Here is a 20,994-nt window from a genome sequence, read left to right as displayed (position 1 = left end):
TGACGAAAAAACTGGAGAAAAGAGACGCTTTGATTGGCCGCTTTTCTCCATTTTGTGTTCATACAACTTCCGATAAACTCATGATATGTATACCTTTAATTCGCATTCATAGATTAGAACGATAGTGATGAATTAAGCGAAACTGTTTAATTTCTAAATCGTAAGGAATAGAGAAAAAAATCTTCCTTGTTTTCATAAAGTGAAAAGATGTAATGGGAACATATTTAGAAATTCCAATTTTTATTGTTCAAAACAGAGGAGTGTAAAAGGATGTCAAATATATGGGGACGTCCCAAAATTAAAATTCCTAAAACAAAAAGCGAATGGATGTGGGATGCTATTGGCTTTACATTTTACTTTGGTTCTTTAATCTTTCTGATTGCTGTTTACAATCTACTTCCAGAAGAAGTCCCCGTTCACTATAACGCTTTGGGAGAAGTAGACCGGTGGGGAATGAAAGGTGAACTTTTTATCCTACCGGCAGTCGCCGCCTTTATCATCATCTTTTTGCAGCTTCTAGAAAAATTTCCCCAATCACATAATTATTCGGAACGATTAAACGAAACTAATGCAAAAGAATTCTATCTACACAGTAGAAAGCTAATGAATCAATTTAAAAACATCTCAGTGATAATCCTTACCTCGATTCTGGTAGAATCCATTTTTGTCGCTCAAGGTTGGGGCAACGGATTCGGTGCTTGGTTTTTACCATTAGTGGTTTTAATCGGACTTACCCCGATTGTAATAGGAATCATTAAACAAAAGAAAATTAATTAACTGAAAAACTATGGATAACCGCATAAGTGAATATACTTCAATCTAAAAAACTTAATTATAGACGAGACAAATAGCTTTAACATTGTTCTTCGCGGGAACAGTAACTTTTATAGTAACGCTTTTAGCGGTTTTTACTGCTAAGTTTAATTTCAAAGAGTTCGTAAAAGTACACTTTTACGCACAAAAAATAAATTTCAGTACTCAAAAAGACCAATCATTGTGATTGGTCTTACTTTCTTTACCCTATAAAAGTAATGGCATCGATAATAGCCTTACATTCTTCAATCAACTCTTGATCGGCTTCGTCTGTCAATCTTGCAGCTCTGGCCAATGGATCAATTGCCTTAATCTTTTCACACAATACATACCCGGTTGTCTGATTGTTAGCTACGTTGTTCTTATTATTCTTGGTTCTTCCATTCACCGGTACATGAGTTGGGTATCCCTTATTCGTATTAATGATTGGCAAGACCCAAATTAAGTCGGTCTCTTTATGTACATTCTCTTCTGAAACTACGATGGCTGGACGATAACCTTGCTGTTCATGCCCTTTTGCCGGGGACATATCGACCTTTATAATATCCCCAACTTTAAAAAATCTTGTCATCACTACTCCTCCAATTAAATAGTGCCTGTACTTTTCCATTGAGGATTAAGTACAGGCAAACGATTTTCGAGCCTATTAACTGCTTACCAGTCTTCTTTTCCGACTGGTTCTACTTCATCCCAAAGTGCTTCAGGCTCCGGTTTTTCACCATTATAACCAACAAATAACTTTTGGAAAGGAGTTAACTTACTTTTTCGAACTAACGAAATTCGATTTGGTTCAATCTCTACATCAAATACAGCATCATCAGTTGCATTGAATCCGGCTTCCTCGAGGATATCTCTTGTAAGTCGAACTGCTTTACTGTTACCCCAATTCTGAAGTTTAGCCTCTCGGTGACTAACTTTTTGTTTAACTTGCGGCATGTGAATCAACTCCTCAGAGTGCTATTTATATACTTAGTATATACAACGTATCTACATTCAGCAAGCAAAAACTCCTTTAAGATTCTTTCTATAATGGAACTCGATTGAGAAATAGTCAGCCTTCGCAATAGACTCTTCTAATTAATCTAGCTGTTTATTTTACTTCTGATAATTCCTTCATATGTAAACTAGATTTGTTTTGGATTTACGATTCAGATTCAACTTGTCCAGGGACTCTACATGACTTTTCACCTTTCATATTTCCATATATTGTAGTAACACTGAACGTATATACATGACAGAAATAAACTTTTTTACATTTGGTAATAATATCACCCTGTTTATTGAAGCAGATTTCCCATGAGTGATCACTTGGTAAAATTCCAAGCATTTGATGACAGATTTATTTTCATTTCGCAAACCAGTACCGAGTATTGTGATTGACGAACGTCTGTTACAAAGAGCCGAAAAAGTGGTACTGTTCGATTATCACCGCCGAGGTGTAGAATTTATCGACAATACGCTACTTGTCTATTTGGAGCCATATGCTTCTTCTACAGCAGAACTCGTGACCGAATTGATTGAATATCAGCCGAAACACGACAAAATGACGATGCTCGAAGCAACATCGATGCTTGGTGCACGTTATAGAAGAGTAAGGAGCGAACAAGACAAGCGTCCGATGATTTCCGGTCTTCATGAATCGGGTTCGATTGAGCAAGATGCCGATAGCGTGTTCTTCTTATACCGTGAAGATTACTATGATAAAGAAACAGAAAATCAAAACATGCTTGAAATCACCATTGCCATGCAGTGTAACGGTCCAACGGATGCCGTGACCTTGACCTTTGTGAAAGAGTTCAATAAGTTTGTCAAAATTGATTGGAGCCAGCATATGGCTCCGCCGGCCCCCTAAAAGAGTCCGGTTTTTTTGTAACTTTTTCAGTGTTTGTACGTATTTATTGGGAACGAAAGGAGTGGAATTAACATGAAATGGTTGATCGGCTGTTTAGGCGTCATTGTATTAGCTGTATTCGGATACTTTGGCTATTTTGCGTTTACGACAGAAGAGTCTAGTGAATCATCAGATCCGAGGAAGGAATTGATCAGTGTCTCTCCAAATGAAGAATGGCGAATTGAACTAGTTGAAGCGGAAATAGACGGGAAAGCGCATAAAGCCTACTACGGAAAAAATGAGGATCAATCAAGAAATAGAATGAGCAGTATCAATATTGACCCGGAAGGCAAAGAGAACACGACCATGGATATTGAATGGATTTCTGATGAATCAGCCGACATCTTGCTCCTCGAAGAAGGGGTTGAAATCAGACGAATGAACTTAACGTTAGAATAAGTGTGTTTTCTGAAAAAAGTAGTAGTTTCAAGCTGGTATATTAAACAATTTAATTAAACACGAACATCTAATTCGCAATAAAATTAGATGTTCGTGTTTAAATGGGGATTAGTTCCCTAACAGTCTACTAATAATCTCCAGAGGGAAATTTGTTAATCCATGAACAATGATGAGAACCCAAAAGTTTCGATATTTTGACCATAAAAGTCCTAAAAACAAGCCCATGAGTCCATGGTTCGCCATGGAATTTGCTAATGTCACATCAAAACTGCCTGCGCTCTGTATAGTAACGTGCCAAACAGCCCATAACAAAGCAGTTACACAAATGGCCGGCCATGTTCCTAAAAAAATCTCCAATCGAGTTTGTAACCAAACACGATAAAATAATTCTTCCAGAACACTGTTAAGCAAAAAAGAAACTAAAGCACCGGTCAATAAAATAAGAAAATTCATTTCGTATGTATTCGACTCTGAAGAACTCCATGGACTGAAAAAATACATAAATATCCATACGACAACGGGTATGAGGGCAAATTTCCACTGTTTTTTTGCAGAATGTCTGTGAAGTTTTATTTTTGGTTTCCATTTGAAAATTATAAGAGGAACAAAAAGCAGAAAAACAAGTTTGTAAATATAAAAAAAGTCAAAAACATGTTCAGCAGGCGTTATAATTAGAGCGAGAAAATAAAAAAGAGCAGCAATCAATAGATAATGCGTTTGTGATTTTAGAGTCTGTTTTTCCTCCTCTTGTAAGGAGAGGATTTTTGGGTTTTTATATGGTAACAAATATAAAATAATAAAAGGTAACCCGACTATTAACCAGTGATGCCACAGTAAAAGCGAATCATCAAAGTCTGCACTGACGATGATACGCCCGTTATTCGATAGAATAATCCATATAGAGGATACTACAAGAATGACTATGGTTATATAAATTAAGTAAGAGTTCTTCGATGTATTTATCATGTCTTTCCTCCTTTGTTTGCTTGCCGATATAAAAATTTCTTCCGACTTTTTCCTCTCAGCCTTTAGGGCTTCCGCTCGTTTCCTTTGTTCAATTCACTCCTCATTCTTAAACTCATTTGCTTCGTAAAAATCGATAATTTTATTAATATATTCAATGACGTTTTCTTCCACCAAAATTAATCCGCCTTTTTCTGGTGCTTCCTTTTGTAGCCTCCAATACTTTTCGATTAGTTCTTTATCACCGTTAAACGCCTCATAAAGAAACAAAACAAGTTTTCAAGCCAAGGTCTGAGATTTCATCGAGCTTGGATTTTCATATTTCTGTTCCCTGGCTATTCTCAATAAGTAAACTATTTCCATAGATTCCTTCTCACCCATATGAAATAGGGGATTGTTAAAAACCTCCCTCTCTTTTTCACTAAAGAATTCTTTCAAGTAAGCCATTTGCTTAACTTGATCTTCTTCCGTTTGTCCTATGTAATGGAATAGGTTGGTCCAATTTATGTCTTGTTCAATAAAAGATAGTTGCTGGGTTAACCTAAGCATTTTTTCCAAATAATCAAGGTGTGCTTTTTCTTTTGCAATAATAATCAATTGCTCTTCAAAAATATCCTCCCAGTCATTTTCATTCAAAATAGATTTAACCTGTTCCAATTGAAATCCTAGTTTCTTTAAGGCAATAACTCGCTGCAGAACTAGAATATCTTCTTTTGAATAATAACGATAACCTGAATCTGCAATTCGGGAAGGTATCAATAAATCGATTTCATCGTAATAGCGCAATGTCCGAACAGTCAGGTTAAATTCTTTTGCTACTTTTCCAATACTATACATAAGACACCTCCGATAGTTCTTTCCTTTTCAGTATAACTCTACCGTAAACGGAAGAGTCAACAGGCGCCATTCACTATTCTGTGAATTTTACAAGCATATGAATCCTTGGTCTAGAAAGCGTTCGTAAAAGTACACTTTTACGAACACTCCGAAATGGACTGGAAACGACCGAGTATAGCGTTCGTAAATGTATAAAATAACTTTACGAACGTTCGCTAATTCTCAAACACTTTTACGAACGCTTTTCAGTTACCATCAGAACCCCACTTCCTGACGAGCGATCTTCAGGAATTTTTTAACCAAAGAAAAACTGCCGGGAAGCTTCCCGGCAGTTTTTGCTATCTTTAGATGGAGTTTTCTCCAGTATTCGTGCGTATCGCTTTATCTTTATCTTTTTCATTCAATTCATGAAGTAATTTTTCGCCTTCAATGTCTAAATCCGGGAGAATCTTGTCGAGCCATTTTGGCAGCCACCAGATTTTGTCGCCGAACATCGACATGACGGCCGGGACGAAGATCATGCGGATCAGGAAGGCATCGACGAGGATCCCGAACGCCAGGGCAAAGCCGATTTGCTTGATCATGATGTCATCTGTGAAGATGAAGCCGGAGAAAACCGAGACCATGATCAATGCGGCGGCGACGACGACTTTACTCGCCGTCTTGTAGCCGCTGACGATGGCCCCATTGCCTTTTTCACCGTGGATATAGGCTTCGCGCATCGACGACACAAGGAATACTTGATAATCCATGGCGAGTCCGTACAGGATGCCGGTGACCATGATCGGGATAAAGCTCAACAACGGTCCGCCGGTGTCGATTCCGAAAAGCGATCCGAGCCAGCCCCACTGGAAGACTGCGGTTGTCGCGCCGAATGTTGCCATGATGCTCAACAGGAAACCGACCGTTGCCTTGATCGGAATCAAGATCGAACGGAACACGACTAACAGGATAAGCAGTGACAACACGACGATAATGGCGATATAGATCGGGAACACTTCAGCCAACTTCTCCGAAATGTCGATATTGACAGCCGTCAAACCGGTCACGCCGATTTCTGCGTTGGTGTTTTCAGTGGCAGCGGCATCTGTCCGCAAACTTTCCACCAATTGTTTCGTCGCTTCATCAGTCGGCCCGTTTTCTGGGATGATGCTGATGATGGCAATTGTTCCGTCTTCATTGAACCCGCCTGGCGATACTTCCGCTACGCCGTCAAGCTGTGAGATATTGCTGAGCAGCTGGAAATATTCTTGCGGATTCACCGCAGCTGCGTCCTGGTCCTTGGCCACGACAAGAAGCGGGCCGTTAAAACCTTCGCCGAAGCTGTCGGAAATGACGTCATAACTTTGTCTGACAGCGGTGTCTTGATTAGCGCTTTCACCCGAAGGCATGCCGAGGTTCACTTGCGCGACCGGCACTGCGAGTGTACCAAGAACGATAATGACCAGTATGACCGCGACCCATTTCATTTTCAATAAGCCAGTAATCCATCCTTGGGCAAAGCTTTGTTTCGAGCTGTTGTGCGTTTGAGCTTTGTTTCTCGTTTTGGCTGAGACGATCCGCTCACCGATCAAGCCAAGCAAGGCCGGGAGCAGTGTGAGCGCGACCAGCACATCGATTAGCACCGTCAATGCGGCGACGATTGCCATACTGCTGAGGAACGAGATGCCGATGACCAGCAAACCGCTGAGCGCAATGATGACGGTCAAGCCGGCAAAGAATACCGCGCTGCCTGCTGTGCCGACTGCACGGGCAGCCGCTTCTTTAGCGGTCAATTGTTGTTCGCTGATCAGTTTGCGCTGTCTGTTAACAATGAACAAGGCATAATCGATGCCGACAGCAAGGCCAATCATCAAAGCGAGAACCGGTGTCAGGCTGTTGATTTCGAACATGCTCGACAAGGCGAATGTCCCGCCGACGCCCACACCGACGCCGATCAATGCCACGACTAGCGGCAAGCCCGCTGCGATGAGTGAGCCGAGCGTGACGACCAGGATGACTGCTGCGATCGCGAGCCCGATGATTTCATGGGTGCCGCCGATCGGGATATCGACGCCTTGCAGCGCACCCGTCGGAATGACTGTGATGGAAGAATTTTCTTGAGCGATATTTGCGGCATCCGCAAGTTCTTCGCGTTCCGCTTCACTCAAGTCTTCCGCTGTTTTGGTCAGTTGGAACTGGAATAATGCGACCGTTCCGTCCTCTGAAATCTGGATGCCCGGGACCGGCATTTCTTGAACGATGAACGGCCGGTGGTTGACTTCAGACGCCGGAAGCTGGCTCACCATGCCTTGCAGTCCCTGCATTTGGGCCATTGCTTCTTCGTCCTGCAGCATGTCCATTGGATTGACGACATGATCCAAGCCGTAAATTTCATTTGCTGCCATAGCTAAAGTTTGGGCATTGGCCGGATCGTCAATGGCTTCCCCTTCCGGCACTTCGAATAAGTAACTTCCCTGCCCCCCGGATGCTGCTGGGTATTCTTCCGCCAATTCGTCCAGCACGTCCTGTGCGGCGGTGCCGTCAATTCTTGTTTCACTGCTTGTATTCACGCCATTCGTTACGATGGCTGTGATGATGACGCCTAAAATGAGCAGCCAGCTGGCAATGAAAATCCAAGGCTTGCTATAGGCTGTTTTTCCGATGCTGTAAAAAAATCTCGACACATGTGCAACTCCGTTCTCTACTTTTGTTAGTTAAAGCCTTTTCGTAAATGGGCAAACACGGTATCGATGTATTGGTTAAATTCATTATCGGCCTCGTCCTGCTCCCCGTCTTCCGGCAATTTAACGGCAATGCTTTCATCCAGCACCGGCAAAATCGCACCGAAGACGGCGCCGATCAGAATAGGGTAATACTCTTCGGGATAGTCGCTGCCGAACTCTTCACTGATGCCGCGTTTCGCAAAATCCTGCACTTCCATCAATGCCCCGGTTACATACAATTTGAGCGAAGGGTAGTTCCGCGACAGTGAAATGAGCTGGTTGAGCCGCCTCAATTTATTGATCGTGAAACTTCCGCGGATATATAACTCGATGGTATCCAAGGGCGTATACATTTCCGTGGAGAATGTGAATTGGTCGTTGCGCTCTAAATAATCATTCATCGTCAAGGAGTTGGCGATCGCTTCTTCCTTGCATGAAAAATAATTGGCAAATGTCCGGCGTGAATAGCCTGCCGTTTTAACGATATCTTCCACGACAAACCCGTCCACACCGTGCTCCACCGCTAAGTTAAAAGCAGCTTCGGCCAAGGCTTGGCGTGTCGCTATTTTTTTCATATCCCGCAAACCGCTGTTAGTCATTCTATCACCTCATTTTCAATTCTTACATGTTATACCACAAAAATTGCCCAATGTGCAATCTTTCCCTTTGGGCAATTATAAAAAGACGAACCGATTGGCTGTATAATGGTTATCATCACTTGTACGAAGGAGGCCCTTATGAAAACCCATTATTATTTAGGTTGGTTTACTGATTTCTTCCCGGAGAACCTAAGCAAAGCCTTAAGGGAAGACCTTCCAGAACGGAAATCGCTCGTGATGGTCAGTTCGGATCCATCAGATGCTGAAATGGACGGCGCTGTGGAACGTTCCTGGTTAGATCAGGCAGGCATTTCATTCGATGAATATCATTTAATCGATTCGAGTGTAGAGCAGGAAGTGGCCCATGCCTTAATCAGAAATGCCTCGGCCATTTTCCTATTGGGCGGAGATACCCTTAAGCAAAACCGGTTTTTGACGGAGGAGTACGAATTGGCAGAGCCAATCAAAACGAGCGCCGCCTTGGTCATGGGGGCCAGTGCCGGAGCGATCAATATGTCCGCCAAATGGAAATGCTCGGAACGCTTTGGATATCCTGTTGGCATGGACGTTGTTTGCGACGGCCTCGCGCTAGACCCTTTCTCCGTGCTGTCCCATTTCGACCTCGAAAACAATATGGAACTCGTACAAGAAGAACTCTCTGCCCTGTCGGATGAGATGAACGTGTATGCGTCAAATAAAGACTGTGCCTTGCGCTCAAAAGGCGGCCATATCGATATTTTAGGGGATGTCTATGTCATGTCGCGCTCAAACATCCGGAAATTAGATGAGACTTTTTAGCTTCATTGGCTGCATCAAAAGGCAAAACTAAAAACGTTCGGCAAGCAGAATTTCATGCTTGCCGAACGTTTTTTTGATTGATTTAAGCATTTTGGCAATTAACGATCGTTCTCCCTAAATGCTCCCCGTTTTTGATCGCCTCGATCGTATCAGGAATTTGTTCGAGCGAGACTTCGTCCGTCAAGGTTGTTTGGGTGATGTTCCAGTCGGCTGACATCTTGTCCCAGATGGCGCCGCGTTTTTCGATCGGCACATTGACTGAATCGATGCCAAGCAAATTGACGCCTCTTAGGATGAACGGCAGCACCGTCGCCGTCAGTTGAAGGCCAGCTGCGTTGCCGCACATGCTCATGCTACCGCCATAAGAAATTTGCGGGATGAGGACCGATGCCACATCGCCGCCGACGGTATCGAGGACATAATCGAATTTTTGCTTGTTCAATGGCTTTTTCAGTTCGCCCAGATCATCCGGGAAAATGACTTCGTTTGCGCCGAGCGATTTCGCCACGTCCACTTGATGGTCTTTGCGCACCAAGGCCGTGATATTGGTGTAGCCGATTTTGGATAGAATCTGCAGCGCGACGCTTCCGACGCCGCCAGTCGATCCTGTCACCAATAGCTCCGGATTGTTTTTTGGGTCCATACCGTTTTGTTCGAGTGCTTGGATGGACAATGCCGCCGTGAATCCTGCCGTCCCGAACACCATAGCGTCTTTCAAGCTCAAGCCGTCCGGCAAAGGCACGATCCACTCGGCCGGCACGCGGGCATATTCAGAGAACCCGCCGGTGTGGCTCATTCCCATTTCAAATCCTGTGACAATCACTTCCTGGCCTTGCTGGAATCGCCCGTCCGCTGTATGTACAACCGTTCCGCTGAAATCGATTCCGGGAATCATCGGGTAATCGCGGATGACTCCGCCTTTTTTCTGCACCGCGAGCATATCCTTGTAATTGATTGACGAATACGCCACTTTCACCAAGACGTCTCCTTGCGATAATTGGTCTTCACTGATTTGTTCCACGCCGTAGGTCACTTCATCTTCTTGCTGTTTAATGACAATCGCTTTAAATAAATCCATGAAAATCCCTCCTTGCTCTTCTCTTCCCGATTCAGTGTGGCAGCATGCATTATCTAGAGAGATCCTCTTACACTATTTTTTACTGCTGTGGGCGAAGCCATTCTTTGACAATGATTTATTCAACAATTATATTAGACTGGTCGGTTTAATTGTTTAAAGAGGTGAATTATGTCTAAACCCAATACGAAAGTGGCGTTGATCCAGGCTGCTTCCAGATTGTTCCGCCTGCACGGCTACGAAGGGATCAGTCTTAACGATATTTTAAAAGAGATCAATATTCCTAAAGGCTCCTTGTACCATTATTTCCCTAATGGCAAAGAAGAGCTGGCTGTCGAAGCCATTCACCATACCAAAGATATTGTTTTGGCATGGATTGAAGAGTCGTTCGAACAAATCGGCGATCCTGTCAAAGCGGTGCAAGACCATATTCATCAGCTGGCCGCTCTATTGAAAGATGAGACAGAACAAGTCGGGTTTCCGATTGGAACGATTGCGGCTGAAAAATATTCGACCAATGAACCGATCAGGTCCGCGTGCCAAACGGCATTCGAAGAGTGGAGTGAACTATACTCCACTAAGTTTTTTGAAGCAGGATACAGTGAAAAGCAGGCTAAAGATTACGGAGTTTTCATTCTGGCCGCGATCGAGGGAGGCATTCTTCTTTCACTTACTACCAAAAGCGAGGAATCGCTTTTAATCATCGCCGATCAAATTCCTTTCATCTTGTCAAAAAGAGAGAATTAGAATCAGGCTTTTCAGAGAGGAATGGATAAAGATATGGCAACAATAGCAGGACAGCAACAAGAAACCATCAAAACGACCCCTATTTTAATTTCATTCTTAATCGCTGGCTTCATTGGATTGTTCAGTGAGACTGCGCTCAATATGGCATTGGGTGATTTAATCCAACAATTCGGCGTAGGGTCGTCCACCATCCAATGGCTCACGACCGGATACTTGCTGACACTCGGCATACTGGTCCCTGTGTCGGGCTTATTGCTGCAATGGTTCAGCACAAGACAGCTATTCATTGCCGCGCTGGCCTTTTCAGTGACCGGCACCTTGATCGCTGCACTGGCGCCGAGCTTCAGCATTCTCATGGTAGCTCGTGTCATCCAGGCAATCGGGACCGGCTTGCTTTTGCCGCTCATGTTCAACACCATTCTCCTAATCTTCCCTATTCATCGCAGAGGCGCGATTATGGGATTGATGGGCTTGGTGATCATGTTCGCTCCGGCGATCGGGCCGACGATTTCCGGATTTTTAATTGAAAACTTAAGCTGGCATTGGATTTTCTGGGTGTCTCTTCCGTTTCTAGTGTTTGCACTAGTTTTCGGCATCATGTTCATGCAGAACGTCAGCGTGATTACAAAACCTAAGATCGACATCACTTCCATCGTGCTGTCTTCCCTTGGGTTTGGCGGGATTGTCTATGGATTCAGTACCGCTGGGGAAAGCGGCTGGGGCAGCTTCATCGTCATCGCATCTATTGCGGTTGGATTTGTCTCATTGTTCTTGTTCTCCATCCGGCAATTTAAAATGGACCAGCCAATGATCAACCTCCGCGTCTTTAAATACCCTATGTTCACACTCGGGCTCGCGGCTGTGTTTATCGCGTTCATGGTCATCCTGTCATCAGCTATTCTGCTGCCGCTGTATTTGCAGACGGGACTTGGCTTGGCAGCTGTCACAGCCGGGCTCATCCTCCTGCCGGGCGGCGTGTTAAATGGATTGATGTCACCGATTACCGGGCGGATTTACGATAAATACGGGCCGAGAGGATTGGTCATTCCCGGATTTTCCATCATCATCATTACCTTGTGGAACTTATCAGGCGTCACGACCGCCACGACCGCAGTCACAATCGTCGTCTTGAATACTCTTTTGATGGTCGGGGTTTCATTGGTGATGATGCCTGCCCAAACCAATGCGTTGAATCAATTGCCAAAAGACTTGTATCCAGATGGCACCGCTTTGATGAACACCCTTCAGCAAGTATCAGGCGCCATCGGGACAGCGGTCGCCATTACCATCATGTCATCGACACAATCGACCTATATGCAAACTGTATCCGATCCAAACAGCGCTTCCGCTATTCCCGAAGCACTGACGGCCGGCGTGCAAAATGCCTTTACATTCGGTTTGGTGCTCGCTGTGATCGGCTTGGTGATTTCTTTCTTCATCAAATCCGTCCACCTGGCCAAAGAAGAAGCACCTCAAAGAAAAGTTGTCGAAAACACTTAAAAATGAACGATCGATTCAGCTGGTTTCAATTTAGGATTTGACTTCTTTTTTATTCCAGTTATAATGAAAAACAATATCTGCATAACGAAGATTTGCCCGGGCAATTCGGAGTATAAGAACAAAAGCGATGATAAGAACGAGTACCTGTGACTGAAGCATACAGAAAGCCGCCGGTTGATGAGAGGCGCATGCGGTGTCCGGGGAAATACCTCTTTGAGCTGTGTACCGAACCTTCAGTAGGCTACACCGGAGTTGCATCCGTAATCCATGCAGGAGTATCGCTTCGGCCGTACTTTCCAAGGGGAGCTGTGCGAGCAGTTTCCGAACAAAGGTGGTAACACGCATATCCGCGTCCTTTAGGGTTTTTCCCTAAGGGCGCTTTTTTGTATTCTTATCGATTTTGCGATATGGACTATTCCAAGACAAGGAGATGTTAGCATGCGACTCACACCCGCTGAACAAATGAAAATCATCGAAAGAGGAGCCGCCGAAATCATCGAAGAAGGCGAATTGCTCCAAAAGCTCGAGCGCTCATACAATGAACAGCGCCCGCTCACCATCAAGCTGGGGCTCGACCCGTCCGCACCTGATATCCACCTTGGCCACGCAGTAGTTTTGCGCAAAATCAAGCAATTGCAGGATCTCGGCCATCACGCAGTCATCTTGATCGGCGACTTCACCGGGCGTATCGGCGACCCGTCCGGCAAGGCCAAGGGACGGACCGCACTCAGTGACGAAGCGGTCCGGGAAAATGCGGAGACTTACTGCGAACAGATTTTCAAAGTGCTCGACAAAACGAAAACGACCGTGCGCTTCAATAGCACATGGCTGTCGAAACTGAATTTCGAGGAGGTCTTGAAACTTGCCGCAAGCACCTCCGTCGCACGCATGCTCGAACGCGACGATTTCCAGAACCGCTACCAAAACCAGTCGCCGATCGGTATCCATGAGTTTTTCTACCCACTCATGCAAGCCTACGACTCCGTTGAACTGAAGGCAGACATCGAGATCGGCGGCACCGACCAGACTTTCAATATTTTGATGGGGCGCACGCTGCAAAAGCATATGGGCCAGGAAAAGCAAGTTGGCATCTTCATGCCGCTGATCGAAGGGCTCGACGGTGTGGAGAAGATGAGCAAAAGCCTCGGCAATTACATCGGCGTCAGCGAAGCGCCTGAGGTCATGTTCAAGAAAGTGATGGAAATACCGGATCCCCTGGTCTTCAAATACTTTGAACTCGCGACGGATGAAGACCCGCTGTCGGTTGAATCCATCCTCGACCGCCTTGAAGACGGCGAAAATCCACGCAACATCAAATTGGAATTGGCAGAGATCATCACGGGGCTCTACCACGGCGAAGACGCGATGAACGAAGCGAAACGCTACTTCGAGACGGCTTTCCAGAAGCGCGAAATCCCGGAAAATATCCCTTCGCTGCTTGTGGAAATCGGCCAGGAGCGCATCGAAGAAATCATCCCGCAGCTCGTGGAATCCGGATTCGTCCGCAGCAAAAGTGAATTTGTGCGGCTCGTCGAACAAAACGGCGTGTCATTCAATGGCGACAAGCTGACGCGCGAAGAACTCGACACCGTCGTCCATAACGGCGATGTCCTGCAGATCGGCAAAAAGCGCTTCGTGCGCTTTGAAAAATAAGAAGCTGAAAAGGCGCAGAAACGATACCCGTTTCTGCGCCTTTGCTGATTTATTCATTTTTTGTACTGCATATAAACGACTTGTGTCGCAAGGAAGTCTTCCATGCCGTGCTTGCCGTCCGCCCCGCCGAGGCCGGATTGGCGCATGCCGGCGTGATAGCCTTGCACCGCTTCGAAGTTTTCGCGGTTGACGTACGTCTCGCCGAACTTCATTTCATTGACGACGCGCATCGCTTCGTTCAGGTCGTCCGTATAGACAGAAGACGACAAACCGTAGACGGTGTCGTTGGCCATTTCAATCGCTTCTTCTATTGTGCTGTAAGTGGTCATCGGCAGCACCGGCCCGAAAATCTCCTCGCGCATGATATCGGAATCGTGCGAGACATTCGTCAAAATGGTCGGCTTGTAAAAGAATCCGGAATCAAAGCCCGCCCGCTCTCCACCTGTCGCAACGGTCGCCCCTTGCGCGACGGCATCTTTGACCATGCCTTCGACCGTCTCCAAACGGTCCTGGCTGATCAATGGCCCCATGTCCGCCTCTTTATCTTCTCTCGGGTTGCCAAGCTTGGTCGCTTCAAATGCGTCAATGAGTTTTCGGGTGAATTCCTCCGCCACGCTTTCGTGGACGTAGAGGCGCTCCGCATTCGTGCACGCCTGTCCGCCGTTTGCGAGCCTCGACGTGGTGATGGCTTTTGCGGCCAGGTCCAGATCTGCATGCTGTGTGACGATGGCCGGCGCTTTGCCGCCAAGTTCTAGATTGACCTTGGTGATGTTTTGCGCTGCCGCTTCCATTACTTTCGTGCCGGCCGGCAAGCTTCCTGTCATCGTGATCATTTGGACTTTTTTATGCGAAGCCATTGCGTTGCCAATCTCAGAACCGGTTCCGGTTACCACATTGTAGACGCCTTTTGGAATTTCTTCCATCGCGTCGACGATTTTCGTGAATTCCATTGCAGTATTCGGTGTTTGCTGGCTCGGTTTGATGACGATTGTGCAGCCAGTCACCAAAGCGGTCGCAACTTTTCTTGCCAAAATAAAGATTGGGAAGTTCCAGGGGATAATGCCGGCCACGACGCCGATCGGCTTTTTATAAACCAAGATGTTTTCATTGGGCCGGTCGCTCGGGACGATTTCCCCTTCGATCCGTCTCGCCCACTCGGACATATAATGGAAGTAATCAATCGCCAGGTCGACTTCGCCGCTTGCCAGTTCATAGTCTTTCCCTTGCTCTTCCTGCAATAAGTCGATGAACGTATCACGGTTTTCGGCGATCTTATCGCCCAGCTTGCGGACGATTTTCCCGCGTTCGATATTCGGCGTCAATTCCCACGCCTGCTGTGCCTGATGCGCCGCTTCTACCGCCTTATCGACGTCTTGTTCCGTGCCTTTTGGAATTTTGGAAATCACTTGTTCCGTAGCAGGGTTGATGATATCGATCCATTCGTCTCCAGTGGACGTTATATACTCCCCGTTCACGTACATTTGATGGGTTTGCAAAAAGATCTCCTCCTAATTTTCCAATTAGTAGGTTTTTCCCTTTCCAGTTACCGGTAAACTTGGCCTTCTGCACTAACATGCTTAGACATGCCTTAAACTATTACGCAAAGTCAGGCTTTCCGATAAACCGGGTTTCCAGTTCATATTCATATCCCTCGCCCACCCGGTAAGCCTTGGCGTCAGGACGTGAACTGACAACGCAATGCAAGTCCTGCCCGATAAAATGCAGCGCCACGCCGTCATCCGCGGCAAGGCCCGGCTTGATCTGCCCTTGTTTGAGCAGCCGCTGAAACGCCGGCCGCCGGTGTGCTTCCTCGTCGTAATGGGGGCAATTGCTACCGGGCAGAAAACCTAGACAAGTTAGCGGCTGGAGTTCTGCCCCGAAGGAATCGGTGATGCCTTGTTCAAACCAGCAGATCGATCCCGCGCTGATGCCTGCCAGGACGATTCCCTGTTTCCAGGCTTTTTCGATGATCCGGTCCAGGCCCCATTCCTTCCACAGCGCCAGCAGGTTTTTCGTGTTGCCCCCGCCGACGTACAGAATGTCCTGCGACAAGACGAACTCTTCCAGCGCTTGTGCCGGCGGCTTGAATAACGACAGATGCGTAGGCTCGCAGTTTTGCTTTCCGAAGAAATCGTAGAAGCGTGCGATATAGCTATCCGCGTCCCCGCTCGCTGTTGGGATAAAACAGATTTTCGGCGTTTCTTTCTGTGATTGCTGCAATATGTATAAATCAAGCAGTGGATTGTCAGGCTCCATCGAGAAGCCGCCTCCGCCGAGCGCGATGATCTGTTTCATCGGGTTTCCTCCTAGCCTTCTATTCCCCATACAATTCTTTCTCTTTCCGGTTGCTCAAATGGATGTAATAAGGGAACAGCACAATGAGCAACAACCCGATCGTTCCACTCACATAGCCCAGCCCCATCAAAAATCCGCCATTCTTAAACGATACGTATTGCCTCGTGCCGCAAGACGGGCAGTTCTTGCCGTCTTTTGCAGCGCCCAGTTTCCAGATATCCTTCGCTTTCCATTTGGATCCGCAATTTGTGCAACGCGCCATTATTCACCACTCCTTACTGCTAATTACGCTTTGATCTGTATAAAGTTTCAAATGATCGAAGAAAGCTATCCAAGCGCCGCTTCTTTACAAATCTGGAGCCATTCCATTACACTTTATCTATTCAAGAGAATTATTGAATAGACATCGAAAAGATAAGGAGTGATCCGAATGGAAGCACGTGAATTCAAGAATTTCGCCTATGGGCATTTCACCAAAATCAGCAAAGCCTTATCGAGCCCAAGGCGTTTCGAGCTGCTCGATTATTTGGCGCAGGGACCGAAAACGGTCGAACGGCTGGCGAAAGAGACCCATATGTCGGTGGCGAATACCTCACAGCATCTGCAGTCGCTGCGTGAAGCGCGCCTGGTCGTTTCTTCGAAAGTGAAGAACCATCATTATTACGAACTTGCTGATAATGAAGTCGCTGAATTATTACAGTTGACGAAACGTCTCGCGGAACGGCAGTTTCCCGATATGGGCGAGGTCCGGACGATGGAAACGACAGCGGGTGGTTCGGTCCCGGTCATTTCCTCGGCTGAGGCCTTGGAAGACTTGGCTAGCGGACGCGCTGTATTGATCGACGTGCGGGCTGAAGATGAGTACGCCAGCCGTCACTTGACGGATGCCGTGTCGATTCCGTTATCGCAACTCGAAGAAAAACTGGAACAATTGCCGGTTGGCAAGAAAGTCATCGCCTATTGCCGGGGTGCTTATTGCCTGTATGCAAGTGACGCCGTGCGTGTCCTTCGCGGCCGCGGGTTTGAAGCTTACCGCTTGGACGAAGGGCCGGCGGATTCGGCTATTTCCCGGGAAATCGATGCGGACGGTAGGGAGATTCGATGAGAAACATCCAATTCGGCATTAAAGAAAATATCGTCCAGTTTCTCCTTCTGGTGTTGACGAACTTTTTCGTCGGTTCGATGGTCGGGCTCGAGCGGACTGTCCTGCCGATTATCGGCGAAGAAGAATTCGGGCTCGCTTCAGCGAGTGCGGCGCTATCATTCATTATCAGCTTCGGTTTCTCGAAAGCAATCGTCAATTACTTCGCCGGTGCCATCGCCGACCGGCTGGGACGCAAAAAAGTGCTCATTGTCGGCTGGAGCGCGGGGCTTTTCGTGCCCCTGCTCGTCATTTTCGCCGATGCTTGGTGGATGATCGTCGTCGCCAATATATTCCTCGGCATCAACCAAGGCCTTGCCTGGTCGATGACGGTCAATATGAAGATCGACCTCGCGAAGCCGACAGAACGCGGTCTCGCGGTCGGGCTCAATGAATTTGCGGGCTATACGGGCGTTGCCGTCATGGCCGCATTGTCGGGTTACGTCGCCGCGACTTTCTCGAACCGTCCCGAACCGTTCTATATCGGGGTGGCGGTTGTCGCCACCGGTCTTGCGCTGTCGCTTCTCGTCCGCGATACCGGCGAACACTTGAAACGCCAGGCGAAGTCGTCCACACAAGACGCAGCCCTTTCCGCCGGGGAGGTGTTCAAGCGTACGGCATTCAAAAACCCGACGCTGTCGACCGCCACTTTTGCCGGTCTTTCCACAAATTTGAAAGATGGCATGGCATGGGGCTTGTTTCCGCTGTTTTTCGCCGGTGTCGGGTTAAGCGTGCCGGAAATCGGCTTGCTTGTCGCTTTGTATCCGGCTGCCTGGGGCTTTTTCCAATTGTTCACGGGCTTCTTGAGTGACCGCTGGGGCCGGAAATGGCTGATCGCCGGCGGTATGTGGCTGCAGGCCGCCTCCCTTTGGCTTTTGCTGATGGTCGACCAATACAGCTTATGGATTTTGGCTTCCATCCTTCTCGGCCTCGGGACGGCAATGGTCTATCCGACCTTGCAGGCAGCGATCAGCGACGTGGCCGCACCTTCCTGGCGGGCTTCTTCGATGGGCGTCTACCGTTCATTCCGCGACAGCGGTTATGCCTTCGGCGCATTATTTGCCGGCATCTTGACCGACGTCATCAATGTCGAATGGGCGATCGGCTTGGTCGCCCTTCTGCCGATGATTGCCGGTGTGATGGCTGCGCTGCGCATGAAAGAAACGCTTCCGGAGAAAGCTGCCAATTAAAGAAATCGCTATTCCGAATATCGCAAAAAGCCGCCAGAGAATTTTCTCTGGCGGCTTTCGTGTATTCCAATAGGGTTCATTCACTGATGAACAGGAAAACCTGCTTGTCTTCCTGCCCCGCTTCACCGGCGAAGCGGTCTGTGTAGTCGAGCCATTTGGCGCGTTCACGCCGGGCTTCGATTTTATCGCCGAGCTCCGCTTCGATCTGTTGCATCGTAATGGAGACTTCCTTGAACGGGCGATTGAAGCGATATGCCGCCTGCTCGAACGGCGAATGAAGCACCAGCAAACGGCGAAACTCCTCCACTGTATCCGCTTGTTCAGCCAGCGCGTCTTCCAGTTCTGTGATGAAGCGATACAATTGCCGCTGCTCCTCACCCAGTTTCGCCACTTCGCTTTTCAGCAAGTAGGCAATCATTCCGTCGTTCACTGCCTACGCCTCCTTTATTGCCTTACCAGCTTGATTTTTTGACGCCGGGGATCTGCCCTTTATGTGCAAGGTCGCGGAACGCGATGCGGGACATGCCGAATTTACGCATGAAGCCGCGCGGGCGTCCAGTCACTTCGCAACGGTTCTTCAAACGGGCCGGTGAAGAATCTTTTGGCAGTTTCGCCAATGCTTCGTAATCGCCTTGCGCTTTCAGTTCTTTGCGGAGTTCCGCATAGCGCGCCACTATTTCCCGTTGTTTTTTATCACGTGCTACTTTTGATTTCTTGGCCATCGATAGGCTCCTCTCTATTATGCAATAATTTTTGGTAGATTACTTTGTTTCGCGGTGCAAAGTCACTTTTTTCAAGCGGGGGCAATATTTCTTCAATTCAATACGCTCGGGGTTATTGCGCTTGTTTTTGGTCGTCGAGTAATTGCGGTCGCCCGTTTCTGTGCAGGCCAATGTAATGTTCACTCTCATTTGTTTCTCCACTCCTATAAATCGTAATTATTACTATTTAAACTATATACTCTTCCCCCAGAAAGCGCAAGAATTTTTCCTGCAGCGAAAAAGGCAGCGCCGAAGCTGCCGTTTCCTTATTTTTTGTGGCCGCCGATCAGCTTTGTACGGTCGATCGCCGTGCCCGCTTCCGTTCCGGAAACGCCGCGGTAGATTGCGGTCGGCCCGTGTTTGCGCTTGATTGCATCCATCGCTGCCCCAAGCCGCCGCCTTTGCCATTTATCCGCTTCGAACAAGCTTAGCTGCATCGAAGTCTCGTCTTCCAGATTGGTGATGGACAGCGAGATTTGCCGGACCGGCTGGCCGGTATGGAATTCACGGAATAGCTCTTTGCACACGCCATAGATTTTCAAGGTGTCGTTGGTCGCTTCGTCGATCGAACGCGAGCGCGAGAACCCGCCGCCGAATGAGGTTTTGCTGTAGCTCATGCCTAGATGGATCGTACGCCCGGCCATGCGCGCTTCCCGGGCACGCATGGCGACGTCTTCGCACATCTCCAGCACAATCGTCAGGATGTCTTCACGCGTTTCATAGTCACGGTAAAGGATCTGGCCTTTCCCGAAGCTTTTCTGCCCTTCGATAAGCAGCGCGCCAAGTTCCGAATAATCGATGCCGCGTGCATGCTGATGCAGCTGATGGCCCATGATGCCGAAGCGGTCTTCCAGCCGTTTGACGTCCGCCTTCGCCAAGTCGCCTATTGTGAATATTCCCATATTATTTAGGTTGCGCTCCATCCGGCTGCCAATACCCCACATTTTGCTGAGCGGGGAAACCGGCCATAATTTTCTTGGCACGTCCTTCATCGTCCAATGGGCGAGCCCTTTTTTCTTGCCTTCGAGATCGAGTGCCAGCTTGGCCATCAGCATATTTGGCCCGATGCCGACCGCAGACGGCAAGCCGAACTGGCGCATGATCGAATCTTGCATATCGATTGCCGCTTTTTCCGGGCTTCCGTACAGATGGATGATGCCCGTCAAATCGATGAAACTCTCATCGACGCTGTAGACATGGATGTCTTCTTTCGGGACATACTGGGCGAACAGATCAGCGATGGCCATCGAGATCTCCAAATAAAATTGCATCCTCGGTTCAATGAGCAGAATATCGGGGTGGTCCGGAATTTCAAATAGCCGCGTGCCGGTCTTGACGCCAAAGCGTTTCTTCATTTCCGGAGATGCGGCGAGCACGACGCTGCCTTTTCGCTCCTGGTTCCCGACGATGGCGATGCAGGCTTCCATCGGATCGAGGCCGCGCTCGACTGCGGAACAGCTGGCGTAGAAGCTGCGCATGTCGATGCAAGCAATATAGCGGGGCTTTCCTGTTTGTTTTCCCATGACGCCACTCCTATACAGAACATTTGTTCTTATTTTAATGGAAAAGATAGAAAGCGGCAAGAGGCAAAAGAGAGGAATTCCCAAAAAGACAGAATGTTTTGAAC

At 47.5% G+C, this 20,994-nt stretch carries 22 protein-coding genes, 2 pseudogenes and 1 other annotated feature; of the genes and pseudogenes, 10 read left to right on the top strand and 14 right to left on the bottom strand.

What is annotated here, in order from left to right; genetic code table 11:
• Positions 1–270 precede the first annotated feature (270 nt).
• Entirely contained in the window at positions 271–777 is a 507-nt protein-coding gene (locus tag DP119_RS12465; protein ID WP_112233478.1) for a DUF1648 domain-containing protein, read from the top strand.
• Between the two features lie 238 nt (positions 778–1,015).
• Here DP119_RS12465 and DP119_RS12460 read toward each other — a convergent pair whose 3' ends face one another.
• Entirely contained in the window at positions 1,016–1,384 is a 369-nt protein-coding gene (locus DP119_RS12460; protein ID WP_112233477.1) for a type II toxin-antitoxin system PemK/MazF family toxin, read from the bottom strand.
• An 83-nt stretch (positions 1,385–1,467) separates the two neighbouring features.
• Positions 1,468–1,749: an AbrB/MazE/SpoVT family DNA-binding domain-containing protein gene (locus tag DP119_RS12455; RefSeq protein WP_112233476.1), complete on the bottom strand. Its 282-nt coding sequence runs from the start codon at positions 1,747–1,749 to the stop codon at positions 1,468–1,470.
• Between the two features lie 427 nt (positions 1,750–2,176).
• On the opposite strand from DP119_RS12455, the pseudogene DP119_RS12450 reads away from it, so the two are divergent.
• The 3 genes and pseudogenes from DP119_RS12450 to DP119_RS12440 form a co-directional block, all read left to right on the top strand.
• Positions 2,177–2,386, top strand: a pseudogene (locus tag DP119_RS12450) (DHH family phosphoesterase); the annotation flags it as partial.
• Between the two features lie 12 nt (positions 2,387–2,398).
• Positions 2,399–2,665, top strand: a pseudogene (locus DP119_RS12445) (DnaB-like helicase C-terminal domain-containing protein); the annotation flags it as partial.
• A gap of 72 nt (positions 2,666–2,737) precedes the next feature.
• Positions 2,738–3,103: a hypothetical protein gene (locus tag DP119_RS12440; RefSeq protein ID WP_112233475.1), complete on the top strand. Its 366-nt coding sequence runs from the start codon at positions 2,738–2,740 to the stop codon at positions 3,101–3,103.
• 108 nt (positions 3,104–3,211) lie between these two features.
• On the opposite strand, the gene DP119_RS12435 is transcribed toward DP119_RS12440, so the two are convergent.
• From DP119_RS12435 to DP119_RS12420, 4 genes are all read right to left on the bottom strand, one after another.
• Positions 3,212–4,069, bottom strand: coding sequence for a CPBP family intramembrane glutamic endopeptidase (locus DP119_RS12435; RefSeq protein WP_112233474.1), 858 nt, complete (start codon positions 4,067–4,069; stop codon positions 3,212–3,214).
• Positions 4,070–4,345: 276 nt separating this feature from the next.
• Positions 4,346–4,903 (bottom strand): MerR family transcriptional regulator, encoded by a 558-nt coding sequence (locus DP119_RS12430; RefSeq protein WP_112233473.1) that lies wholly within the window; start codon positions 4,901–4,903, stop codon positions 4,346–4,348.
• A gap of 344 nt (positions 4,904–5,247) precedes the next feature.
• Positions 5,248–7,569 carry an MMPL family transporter gene (locus DP119_RS12425; protein ID WP_112233472.1) on the bottom strand — a complete coding sequence of 774 codons (2,322 nt, stop codon included), beginning with the start codon at positions 7,567–7,569 and terminating at the stop codon, positions 5,248–5,250.
• Positions 7,570–7,595: 26 nt separating this feature from the next.
• The gene (locus DP119_RS12420; RefSeq protein WP_112233471.1) at positions 7,596–8,207 is read right to left on the bottom strand and encodes a TetR/AcrR family transcriptional regulator; all 612 of its coding nucleotides are present in this window, start codon (positions 8,205–8,207) and stop codon (positions 7,596–7,598) included.
• A gap of 138 nt (positions 8,208–8,345) precedes the next feature.
• Between DP119_RS12420 and DP119_RS12415 the strand changes: the two genes are divergently transcribed.
• A complete protein-coding gene (locus DP119_RS12415; protein WP_112233470.1) occupies positions 8,346–9,005 on the top strand; it encodes a Type 1 glutamine amidotransferase-like domain-containing protein in 660 nt (219 codons plus the stop codon).
• An 82-nt stretch (positions 9,006–9,087) separates the two neighbouring features.
• On the opposite strand, the gene DP119_RS12410 is transcribed toward DP119_RS12415, so the two are convergent.
• On the bottom strand, positions 9,088–10,083 hold the full coding sequence (locus DP119_RS12410; protein WP_101191956.1) for a YhdH/YhfP family quinone oxidoreductase: 996 nt from the start codon (positions 10,081–10,083) through the stop codon (positions 9,088–9,090).
• Positions 10,084–10,251: 168 nt separating this feature from the next.
• On the opposite strand from DP119_RS12410, the gene DP119_RS12405 reads away from it, so the two are divergent.
• The 3 genes from DP119_RS12405 (at position 10,252) to tyrS (ending at position 13,980) form a co-directional block, all read left to right on the top strand.
• A complete protein-coding gene (locus DP119_RS12405; protein ID WP_101191957.1) occupies positions 10,252–10,827 on the top strand; it encodes a TetR/AcrR family transcriptional regulator in 576 nt (191 codons plus the stop codon).
• Positions 10,828–10,860: 33 nt separating this feature from the next.
• Positions 10,861–12,327: a DHA2 family efflux MFS transporter permease subunit gene (locus tag DP119_RS12400; RefSeq protein WP_101192246.1), complete on the top strand. Its 1,467-nt coding sequence runs from the start codon at positions 10,861–10,863 to the stop codon at positions 12,325–12,327.
• 118 nt (positions 12,328–12,445) lie between these two features.
• Positions 12,446–12,687 (top strand) — a binding site (T-box leader).
• Between the two features lie 78 nt (positions 12,688–12,765).
• The gene (gene tyrS / locus DP119_RS12390) at positions 12,766–13,980 is read left to right on the top strand and encodes a tyrosine--tRNA ligase (protein WP_112233468.1); all 1,215 of its coding nucleotides are present in this window, start codon (positions 12,766–12,768) and stop codon (positions 13,978–13,980) included.
• 53 nt (positions 13,981–14,033) lie between these two features.
• Here tyrS and aldA read toward each other — a convergent pair whose 3' ends face one another.
• The 3 genes from aldA to DP119_RS12375 form a co-directional block, all read right to left on the bottom strand.
• A complete protein-coding gene (gene aldA, locus DP119_RS12385; protein WP_112233467.1) occupies positions 14,034–15,476 on the bottom strand; it encodes an aldehyde dehydrogenase in 1,443 nt (480 codons plus the stop codon).
• 100 nt (positions 15,477–15,576) lie between these two features.
• Entirely contained in the window at positions 15,577–16,275 is a 699-nt protein-coding gene (locus DP119_RS12380) for a Type 1 glutamine amidotransferase-like domain-containing protein (protein ID WP_112233466.1), read from the bottom strand.
• A 19-nt stretch (positions 16,276–16,294) separates the two neighbouring features.
• Positions 16,295–16,537 (bottom strand): hypothetical protein, encoded by a 243-nt coding sequence (locus tag DP119_RS12375; protein WP_112233465.1) that lies wholly within the window; start codon positions 16,535–16,537, stop codon positions 16,295–16,297.
• 168 nt (positions 16,538–16,705) lie between these two features.
• Here DP119_RS12375 and DP119_RS12370 point away from each other — a divergent pair, with 168 nt between their 5' ends.
• Both DP119_RS12370 and DP119_RS12365 read left to right on the top strand, forming a co-directional pair.
• Entirely contained in the window at positions 16,706–17,380 is a 675-nt protein-coding gene (locus tag DP119_RS12370) for an ArsR/SmtB family transcription factor (protein ID WP_112233464.1), read from the top strand.
• Entirely contained in the window at positions 17,377–18,606 is a 1,230-nt protein-coding gene (locus DP119_RS12365) for an MFS transporter (RefSeq protein WP_112233463.1), read from the top strand. The genes DP119_RS12370 and DP119_RS12365 overlap by 4 nt, the downstream gene beginning before the upstream one ends.
• A 76-nt stretch (positions 18,607–18,682) precedes the next feature.
• Here the strand turns inward: DP119_RS12365 and DP119_RS12360 are convergent, their stop codons facing one another.
• From DP119_RS12360 to DP119_RS12345, 4 genes are all read right to left on the bottom strand, one after another.
• Positions 18,683–19,036: a hypothetical protein gene (locus tag DP119_RS12360; protein WP_112233462.1), complete on the bottom strand. Its 354-nt coding sequence runs from the start codon at positions 19,034–19,036 to the stop codon at positions 18,683–18,685.
• 22 nt (positions 19,037–19,058) lie between these two features.
• The gene (gene rpsN, locus DP119_RS12355) at positions 19,059–19,328 is read right to left on the bottom strand and encodes a 30S ribosomal protein S14 (protein WP_112233461.1); all 270 of its coding nucleotides are present in this window, start codon (positions 19,326–19,328) and stop codon (positions 19,059–19,061) included.
• Between the two features lie 39 nt (positions 19,329–19,367).
• Positions 19,368–19,517, bottom strand: a complete 150-nt coding sequence (rpmG, locus tag DP119_RS12350; RefSeq protein ID WP_058382433.1) for a 50S ribosomal protein L33 — start codon at positions 19,515–19,517, stop codon at positions 19,368–19,370.
• Positions 19,518–19,633: 116 nt separating this feature from the next.
• Positions 19,634–20,890, bottom strand: coding sequence for a Y-family DNA polymerase (locus DP119_RS12345; RefSeq protein WP_112233460.1), 1,257 nt, complete (start codon positions 20,888–20,890; stop codon positions 19,634–19,636).
• Positions 20,891–20,994 lie beyond the last annotated feature (104 nt).

Origin of the sequence: Planococcus maitriensis, assembly GCF_003289925.1 — a bacterium.
GTDB lineage: Bacteria > Bacillota > Bacilli > Bacillales_A > Planococcaceae > Planococcus > Planococcus maitriensis.
This window is presented reverse-complemented; position numbering and strand designations above follow the sequence as displayed.